Annotated in this window: 9 protein-coding genes; all 9 read right to left on the minus strand. The window is 45.9% G+C overall.

Translation table 11 applies throughout. From position 1 onward, the window contains the following. Positions 1 to 13: 13 nt before the first annotated feature. On the minus strand, positions 14 to 832 hold the full coding sequence (locus F967_RS01165; protein WP_004797687.1) for a putative RNA methyltransferase: 819 nt from the start codon (positions 830 to 832) through the stop codon (positions 14 to 16). 59 nt (positions 833 to 891) lie between these two features. Continuing rightward, complete coding sequence (gene mraY, locus F967_RS01170; protein ID WP_004678787.1) at positions 892 to 2010, minus strand: phospho-N-acetylmuramoyl-pentapeptide-transferase; 1119 nt, start codon at positions 2008 to 2010, stop codon at positions 892 to 894. Further along, positions 2011 to 3408, minus strand: coding sequence for a UDP-N-acetylmuramoyl-tripeptide--D-alanyl-D-alanine ligase (locus F967_RS01175; protein WP_004797688.1), 1398 nt, complete (start codon positions 3406 to 3408; stop codon positions 2011 to 2013). Positions 3409 to 3430: 22 nt separating this feature from the next. Then, the gene (locus F967_RS01180) at positions 3431 to 4930 is read right to left on the minus strand and encodes a UDP-N-acetylmuramoyl-L-alanyl-D-glutamate--2,6-diaminopimelate ligase (RefSeq protein ID WP_004797689.1); all 1500 of its coding nucleotides are present in this window, start codon (positions 4928 to 4930) and stop codon (positions 3431 to 3433) included. A 3-nt stretch (positions 4931 to 4933) separates the two neighbouring features. After that, positions 4934 to 6766, minus strand: a complete 1833-nt coding sequence (ftsI, locus tag F967_RS01185) for a penicillin-binding protein PBP3 (protein WP_004678791.1) — start codon at positions 6764 to 6766, stop codon at positions 4934 to 4936. A 10-nt stretch (positions 6767 to 6776) separates the two neighbouring features. Further along, complete coding sequence (gene ftsL / locus F967_RS01190) at positions 6777 to 7115, minus strand: cell division protein FtsL (RefSeq protein ID WP_004678792.1); 339 nt, start codon at positions 7113 to 7115, stop codon at positions 6777 to 6779. Then, on the minus strand, positions 7112 to 8038 hold the full coding sequence (gene rsmH, locus F967_RS01195; RefSeq protein ID WP_004678793.1) for a 16S rRNA (cytosine(1402)-N(4))-methyltransferase RsmH: 927 nt from the start codon (positions 8036 to 8038) through the stop codon (positions 7112 to 7114). Before rsmH ends, ftsL begins: the two co-directional genes overlap by 4 nt. 195 nt (positions 8039 to 8233) lie before the next feature. After that, positions 8234 to 9229, minus strand: a complete 996-nt coding sequence (locus tag F967_RS01200; protein ID WP_004797690.1) for a sulfate ABC transporter substrate-binding protein — start codon at positions 9227 to 9229, stop codon at positions 8234 to 8236. Positions 9230 to 9494: 265 nt separating this feature from the next. Further along, positions 9495 to 9820: RNA-guided endonuclease TnpB family protein (locus F967_RS13430; protein ID WP_004797691.1), on the minus strand; the 326-nt coding region annotated here is incomplete at its 5' end.

A 9820-nucleotide genomic window follows, 5' to 3' on the forward strand; every position in this document is an offset into this window, starting at 1 on the left:
AACAAACAGGCCATCAAATTGATGGCCTGTTTGTTTTCTGGAAAACATAAATTTGAAATGCGGCTGTCACTGCAAAATACTGTTGTTGCTCAATCGCCTTTCGCCGTTCTGGATTGGCTTTATATGCATAAGGGGTCATGGCAATCAGGTTCTTTAATGCCTGCTGATCCAATGACAAGGGTGCTTCAACAAGCTGTTCATGTTTCAATTCAAATTCAGCATTTAGTTGCTCAACAAATTTCTGCGGCTCATGCAGATTGACCTGTTCAAATAATGCCTCACGCAATGCATAAAGATGTCTTGGTGCAGGTGTGGCAATGATTAGATAACCCTCATCTTTCAATACCCTTGTAATTTCCTGCTGAGGAATGGGACTAAATAGGCTGGTACAGACATCAATTGAATGATCCTGTACAGGTAATATTGCCCCTGTACCCACCACCCAGACTACCCGTGAATTGAGTTTTGCTGCCCTTTGCACTGCGGTTTTGGCAATATCGACACCAACACAGTGTTTTGTCCAAGGCTGCATGGCATGGGTATAGTAGCCCTCGCCACAGCCAATATCCAGAACCGCTTTTGGCTTGAGTTGTTGCAGCAACTCCACCATCACCTGCTGTAAGGGCTGATAAAAATCTGCCTGTAAAAATTCTCGGCGTGCCAGTACCGACTCTGGCGTATCCCCTGGGGTTTTACTGTGTTTATGCTGGACCACATGCAGATTGGCATAGCCTTGTTTGGCCACATCATAATGATGCCCTTTTTCACACTGCCAAGAATTTGCGACCAAATTCAATGCTTCGCGACAAACAGGACACATCAATACACTCATCTATTTTCTCCAAACATAAAAAAAGCTGGTATTCACCAGCTTCTCTCTTGAATCATGGCTTAACGTAATTTTAAGGTCATTAATCCCAACACAACCAGGAAAATGGTAATAATCCAGAAACGGATCACCACCTGGGTTTCTTTCCAGCCCTGTTTTTCATAATGGTGATGCAAAGGCGCCATGAGGAATACACGCTTGTTCCGCATCCGCAATGAACCAATTTGCAGGAACACCGAAACCGCTTCCATCACAAATACACCGCCCATAATCGCAAATACGATTTCCTGGCGAACCATCACTGCAATCGTTCCTAGCATTGCACCGAGTGCCAATGCCCCCACATCACCCATAAATACCTGTGCAGGATGTGCATTGTACCAAAGGAATGCCAGACCAGCACCCACCATGGCAGAACAGATCACCACCAGTTCCGATGTATATTTTACATAAGGAATATGCAGATAGTTGGCAAAACGGATGTCACCTGACAGATAGGCAAACACACCCAGACCTGCCGCAACCATGACAATTGGCATAATCGCCAGACCATCCAGACCATCGGTGAGATTCACCGCATTGGATGCTCCGTTAATCACCAAATAGGTAAAGCCAATAAATGCCAACCCTAATGGAACAGCCGAAAGTGGGATGGAAAGGTTTTTAAAGAAAGGGATCAACAAGTCCAGCATATTCGCAGTATAAACAGGATTATCCTGTTGTTTGGCAATCATATATAGGGCAATACCTGCACCAAGCGAAGCAACTGAAGTCCAAAAGAACTTTTTACGTGCAGGTAAGCCCGCATTGTCTTTATAACGAACTTTAATCCAGTCATCTGCCCAGCCAACCGCACCAAATACCACCATCACACCAAGAACAATCCAGACATAAGGATTGGATAAATCTGCCCAAAGCAGTGTACTAATGCCAATTGAGAGCAGGATCAGGATTCCCCCCATAGTTGGCGTACCCATTTTCTTGGCATGGTTTTCAGGTGCAAAGGAACTTACTGCCTGACCATATTTTAATGCCTGCAATTTACGAATCATCACTGGGCCTAATACCAGCCCAATTGTTAAGGCTGTCAGTAAGCTCAATAAAGAGCGCAATGTTAAATAACGAACAACTTGAAAGGAACTGTTATAGTCCGCCAATTGCTCAAATAACCATAACAACATTTAAATTTTCTCCATCAAATCCGCCATCAACGTTTCCATATGGGTATAGCGCGACCCCTTGAACAGGAAACTGATCGGCTGGTGTTGATGTGTTTGAACTAAATTAACTAAAAATGCTAAAGCCTCTGCCTGTGTTGCACATGCACATAACTTTTCTGAATGCGCCGAACCCTGCTGGGCTGCCGTGGCAAACTCACCCACAACAACCAAATGGTCGAGTGGCAACGCTGACAGATCACGACCCAGATCATGATGCTCCTGCCAACTGCTGTCACCCAATTCGCCAATATCTCCCATCACCATGACTTTTAAGCCCTGCTGCTGCAACAACACCTGTGCTGCGGCACGCATTGAAGTTGGATTGGCATTATAGGTGTCATCAATAAATAAACAATGTTGCTGCTGAATGAAATTCAGACGGCCTTTCGCTCCCTGCGCCTGCTCCAAACCCTGAACAATATCATCCAGTTCGATACCAATCGCCAAGGCAAAAGCCGTTGCCGCCGCTGCATTCTGCACATTATGCGCCCCTGCAAATGGCAGGCTCACTGCTCGGCTACCTTGCGGGGTATGCAGGTTAAATTGCGCAGACTGTGGATTAAGTTGAATTTCGCTTGCATACACATCACCGCCCTCGCCAAAACTCAGGATGGGGTGATTATCTGCATTTTGGCGAATGGTGGCCGTGAAATCATCATGTGCAGGGACAACTGCGGTACCGTTCGGCAAGATATGTGTGTAGATTTCTGACTTGGCACGGCAAATTCCATCACGTCCACCAAACTCACCCAAATGTGCTGTTCCAATATTCAGAATCCCAGCCACATGCGGTTGTACCAAATTTGAGGTGTAATCAATCTCACCCTGATGACTGGCTCCCAACTCCATCACTGCATACTGATGTTCTGGACGCAGTTCCAGCAACATCATTGGAACGCCCAAATCGTTATTTAAATTACCACGTGTAATCAACGTCGGTGCCAAACGAGAGAGAATACTCCCGAGCATTTCCTTAGTTGTTGTCTTACCACTACTTCCAGTCAATGCGATCACTTTCAGATGTGCATTCTGTTTACGACGATAGGCGCCAAGCTGCCCCAAGGCCACACGGGTATCTTTTACAATCAGTTGGGCAATATCCGCATCAACTGGTCGCTCGACAATGGCGATCTGGCAACCCTGTGTCGCCACTTGCTTTACAAAGTCATGCGCATCAAAACGCTCACCCTTTAATGCAAGGAAAGCATCACCCTCTTCCGCATGACGTGAGTCAGTCAAAATTCGCTTAATTTCCCCTTGAGGAATCTTATGCTGATGCCATTCACCCTGAGTTGCCTGTTGAAGTTGCTCTGCGGTCCAGGGAGTGAGTGGAACGGTACTGGTGGTTGAGGTATGCATGGTTTTTATTTACCTTTTGACCCTATTGTGCAGGATAAGCCGAATCTACAGAATGTGACTGTGCAGCAAGCGCTGACTGTACTTCCACCACATCATCAAACCAGTGACGGACCCCATCAATTTCCTGATAGTTCTCATGGCCCTTGCCTGCAATCACCACAATATCTCCTGCCTGTGCATGTGCCACCGCAAATTTAATCGCTTCACGACGGTCATGGATTTCATGCACAATATGATCAGCAAAATCAATTCCCTGCTTCATATCTGTAAAAATCTGTTCAGGATTTTCAGTACGTGGATTATCAGACGTTAAAATCACAGGATTGGCATGATCCAGTGCGGCCTGAGTCATGAGGGGTCGCTTGCCTCGATCACGATCACCACCACAGCCAAATACTGCCCAAAGCTGTCCAGTGACATGCCGTTTTAAAGTGGTTAAAACCTGAATCAAGGCATCAGGGGTATGCGCATAATCTACCACAAATAAACGCTCGGCATCCTGTATCACCTGCATCCGCCCTGGTGCACCCTTGAGCTGTGGTACAAACTGCACCAGATCAGCCAGGGAAAAACCTGCATATTCTGCTGCAATCAGGCTCGCCAATAGGTTTTCAACATTAAAATGCCCAAGGAGTGGACTTTGAACTGTATAACGACCCGCTGGGCTAATAAGCGTAAAACTTGCCCCACTCAAACGGTATTGCAAATCGGCGATATGATAATCGGCATTTGTCTGTGTCAGGGAATAAGTCAAAATTTTTGGCTGGGATGGATTGGCTTTGGCTGCATCCAGCATGAGACTGGAATGGGTATCATCCAGATTAATGATGACGGCTTTTAAGCTTGTAAACCTGAACAGTAAGGCCTTTGCCGCAGCATAGGCTTCAAGTGTGCCATGATAATCCAGATGGTCACGGCTTAAATTACTATAAACCGCAATTTCAATCTCACAGCCATTCAAACGGCCTTGCTCCAGACCATGTGAACTGGCCTCAAGTGCAACAAAACTGGCACCCTGTTTGGCATAGTCATGCAATGCGTTCTGCAACTGTAAGGCGTCCAAAGTGGTATGTGTTGATGGCGTAAGGTTTGGCAGAATGCCATTGCCTGTTGTTCCCATCACTGCACAGCCTTGGCGCTGCGAGCTAATCAGTTCAGCAATCAGGCGTGATATGGTGGTTTTACCATTGGTTCCTGTGACTGCAATTCCACGCAGCGCTGTTACAGGATCGACTACCTGTAAATATTGCTTCTGCCATTCACCCATTAAATAACGGACTTCGGGACAAACCCATTCATTTGCAAGACCTAAATCTGTTTCACTTATCACCGCCAATGCACCCGCATTCAAGGCATTCTCAGCAAATAGACGTGTTTTTTCAGGTTGGCTATAACTGTTTAAGGCAATAAAGATTTGCCCCGCTTCAAGCTTACGGCTATCCAGACAGAAGCCTTTAAACGGTTGTGTATACCAAGCCGCATCTATGCTGATTTGATGTATCTGTTGAAAACTAATCGACATAATTTACCTACGGATTGGGTTTTGTGGGGTATCGAGTGGCTTATCCAGTGGAACATTGAGCAGACGTAAAGACTCCTGCATTATTCGTGCAAACACAGGCGCGGCAACCAGACCTCCGTAGTAACGGCCTTGCGGATTTTCCACCACCACAATCATGGCCAAACGTGGATCACTAATCGGTGCAACCCCTGCAAATAAAGCACGATACTCATTATTGGAGTAGCCTTTACGGTCAGCACGCAACTTGTGTGCCGTACCTGTTTTACCCCCCACACGGTAGCCAGGAATATTGGCCTGGGTCGCTGTTCCGCCTGGCATGGTAACCTGTTCCAGCATCATCAACACTTGATCGGCAATTTTAGGATCAAGCACCTGTTTACCCTTAGGTGGCTGATCCAGTTTATGCAGACTTAATGGTACTTCCACCCCATGATTTGCCAACACGGCATAACCTTGCGCCAACTGCAAAATTGTTGCATTTAAACCATAGCCATAAGCCATAGTCCCCAATTGTGATAGATTCAACTTATCACCTGAGTACAGCAGACCTGCACTTTCCCCTGGAAATTTAACATCTGAACGATGCCCAAAACCGACCCGACGGAAGAACGAGGGTATGGCATCTTTAGGCAACGACAAGGCGAGTTTGGCTGACCCCACATTCGAAGATTTGACGATAATGCCTGTCAGGGTCAATGCACCATAGTTATGGGTATCGCGAATTGTATGTGAACCCAAACGCATTGAACCTGGTGAGGTGTTGACAATGCTGTTCGGCGTGTATTTGCCACTTTCTAATGCCGCCGCAACGGTAAACGGCTTCATGGTTGAACCTGGCTCAAACATATCAATGGCGCCACGGTTACGCATCGCGTCCTTATTGGAAAGCCCATTTTTATCATTCGGGTTATAGGATGGCCAACTGGTCATTGCCAAGATTTCACCCGTTTTCACATCCACCGCTATCGCGGTTGCTGAACGTGCATTATTCGCCACCCCAGCGGCGGTCAGTTCACGGTACATAATGTACTGCAAACGTGAATCAATACTCAGGGTGATATTTTCGCCCGATTCAACTTCCTTAATGACTTCTGAAACTTTTAAACGGTTGCCTTTTTTATCCCGAATAATTTTTTGTTCGCCATCCAGCCCTGCCAGTTGCTTGTTCAACTGCATTTCCAGTCCCTCAATCCCTGTTCCCTCACTATTGGTCAGGCCAATAATCTGGGCATTAGGCTGGGGTTGCGGATAGTAGCGTTTATAACTTTTTTCCGCGTAGACACCCTGAAAGTTACGCTTAACAATTAAGTCAGCCTGTTGCGGTGGAATTTCTTTTTGCAGTACTAGATAACGTGACCGTGGACGATCATTCATCTGCTTTTTCAGGCTTTGACGATCGATACCCACTGCGTCTGCCAACTCATCCAGATTCAGGTTTTTATCAGGCAATTGACGTTTTAATTTACGACTGGTGGGATCTTTTTTAAGTTCAGCCATCGTTTCATCATAAAGCTGTTTGGCTTCCCAATAATCCCTTGGGTCGATGACAATCTTCATAATCGGGGTGCTGATCGCCAGTGGCACACCATGACGGTCGCTGATCACTCCACGCATTGCTTCTAAACGTTCAGTCCGCAGAATATTGGCATTGGCCTTGTTCTGCAAGAAATCCTTATTGACCACCTGTACATAAAAAGCGCGCGCCACAATCACCACAAAGCACAGCAGCACGGTTCCCCAAAGCAAGTAAAATCGCCACATATCCAGCGCAAGCGTGGGTCTTTCCGAAATGGACTGCTGTTTTTTTCGTATTGGTTTGCTTCGCTTATCTGCCATACAGCATGCCTTATTTGTCTTGCTTTGAAGTCATAGGTAAAGAAATCACAACCGTTTGTGCCGCAGGCGGTGAAAACATGCGCAGTTGCGTGACCGCACGGGAACCAATCTGTGCCGTGGCACCAAAGGTTTGTTGCTCAATCAGCAAACGGCCCCACTCTGCGTTTAAGTCATCCTTTTCACGCATGTAGGCACTTAAGTCACGATAATCATGGCGATACTCAAATACCTGAAACACCACCATCATTGCACTGACAAACACCAGTGCAACAAGTACAGCGTAAACAACAACCTTTTTTAGTCCCTTGCTGCCGCTTGATAAAATATCATCATTATTGTTGTTATTCATTGTTTGCCTTTCTGCTCTAAACGCTCCGCCACGCGCAGCCATGCGCTCCGCGAACGGGGATTTGCCTTGATTTCCGCTTCACTGGCGCGAACACGTGAAACTTTTTTTAAACGTCGGGTATCCACCTGTGCCTGTGGCATGCCCCAGCCTGAATCTTCAGCCAGACTCGATTCTTTTTGAATAAACTGCTTGATTAAACGGTCTTCCAGAGAGTGGAAGCTGATCACCGCCAACTGCCCTGTTGCCTTGAGCAATTCTACCGCCTGCGGCAGGAATTTCTCAATATCATCCAGCTCCTTGTTAATGGCAATACGAATGGCCTGAAAGCTACGGGTTGCGGGATGCTTATGCTTTTCCCATTTTGGATGTGCGGTTTTGACAATTTCAGCAAGCTGCGCGGTGGTGGTGATTTCACCCGCCTGCTTAATTGCCCTGGCGATACGGCGACTGTAACGCTCCTCACCATATTGATAGATAATATTGGCCAGTTTTTCTTCTTCGATTTCAAGCAACCATTGTGCTGCTGTTGGACCTTGCGAATTATCCATCCGCATATCCAGTGGCCCGTCCTGCATAAAGCTAAAGCCACGCTCTGCCTGATCCAGCTGCGGCGATGACACGCCCAAATCCGCCATAATACCATCGACTTCAGTAATGCCGATTCTGGCAAGCTCAGCCTGAATATCGGCAAAACTGGCATGGATGATCCTGAAACGGGAATCTTCCTGTTCCAGTTGTGCCGCAACCTCAAGCGCCTGGGGATCTTTGTCAAATGCGTAAACACGCGCATTTTGATCCAGCTTTGAAAGTAACAGTCGGGTATGTCCGCCACGACCAAAGGTGGCATCGACATAAATGCCTGTGTCGCGACCTGCCAATACGCCATCAACGGTTTCATGAAGTAAGACAGAAATATGCGACATAAGAAATAGATCAATAGCTAAAAATGTAACTGCACATTATTACCTTGTTTTATGCCAGTACCAAACGACTTTTTGTAGAGAATTCTTAAATTTCTATAGATAAAACCGTTTTCTTCATCTTTTTGGCAAAAAAAAGCAAATACATGCTGTGTATTTGCTTTTCACGTTTATTGACGCTGCTTTTGTTCTGAGTGTTTATTGCTTCTCTGAATAAATCTGGTCGAAGATCGCACCATTTACAAAATGGGTTTTCTGCGCCTTTGCCCATCCACCGAAGACATCACTAATGTTAAACAACTTAATTTTTGGGAATTGTGCTGCATATTTTGCCGCAACCTGAGGATTACGCGGACGGAAATAATGTTTCGCCGCCAGCTCCTGTCCCAAAGGTGAGTACAGGAAATTTAAATAGCCACGCGCCAACTGGCGGTTTCCATTTTTATCCACGGTCTTATCAACGATTGCAACCGAGGGTTCTGCCAAAATTGAAATGGATGGATAAACAATTTCATATTTATCTTTGCCGAGCCCCTGAGTCGCCAATAAAGCCTCATTTTCCCAGGACAACAGCACATCACCAATACCACGCTCAGCAAAGGTGGTTAATGAACCACGCGCACCAGAGTCCAGCACCTTGACATTTTGATACAGCTTTTTCACCAGATCACGTGCTTTTGCATCATTCCCACCTGGCTGCTTCAATGCATAGCCCCAGGCAGATAAATAAATCCAGCGTGGCGCACCCCCTGTTTTTGGATTGGGGGTAATAATTTCCACACCCTCTTTGGTCAGGTCATTCCAGTCCTTGATGTTTTTAGGATTACCTTTACGTACCAAAAAAACCACGGTTGAGGTATACGGTGCGGAATTATCCTTGAACTGTTTTTGCCAGTCCTTTCGAATCAGGCCTGCATTGGCAATTTCATCAATATCATTGGCCAGCGCCAAGGTCACCACATCCGCCTGCAAACCATCAACTACAGACCGTGCCTGTTTGCCAGAGCCGCCATGAGATTGCTTAAAGTCAACTTCCTGACCTGTACGTTGTTTCCAGTATTGTCCGAATGCCTGGTTGTATTCCTGATAAAACTCGCGTGTTGGATCATAGGAAACATTCAGGAAAGTTGTTGCCGCATGTGCCACTCCACCCAGTCCCAATGCCAATACAGCAGTCGCAATTAATTTTTTCATTGACCAATTACTCGTTTTTCGCCCCATTGACGACCACTATATTTCTTTATAATTATTTTACAATCATATGGTTATACTAATAATTTGTTTATTATCCAGTTTTAGAGATATAGTAAAACCGCCTACACTTAGTAAAAAAAAAGCTAAAATTGATAAAGTTTAATAAAATAAAGAATAATGACACTTCTTCACGCTTTCTACATATTTGCCTGCTAAATTTAACTTGCACACAAAGTAGCTACACAGCTTTGACATCCTCCCCGACCTAAAGGACGGGGATTCCTACTGCTAGACGCTCATGTCCGAGCGCAAGAATATTCAGTGCGGAATTTACATCCCGATCATGGAGCGTACCGCACTCCATACACTGCCATTCTCTTATTCCTAAGCCTGCTCTACCTTTCGGACTACTACAGCGTGAGCCACAGCACGAACAAGTTTGGGTGGTATAGGCCTCATTGACTTCTTCATACCATGCCCCTGCGTTCTCGCATTTATACTTGAGCATGGTTCTTAGTGTTGTCCAACTTGCATCTAATACAGACTTAGCTAATTTAGTCCGTGCTAGTGCTTTGGCATTCACATTGCCAA

It is taken from the genome of Acinetobacter sp. CIP 102637 (genome assembly GCF_000368425.1).
GTDB lineage: Bacteria > Pseudomonadota > Gammaproteobacteria > Pseudomonadales > Moraxellaceae > Acinetobacter > Acinetobacter parvus.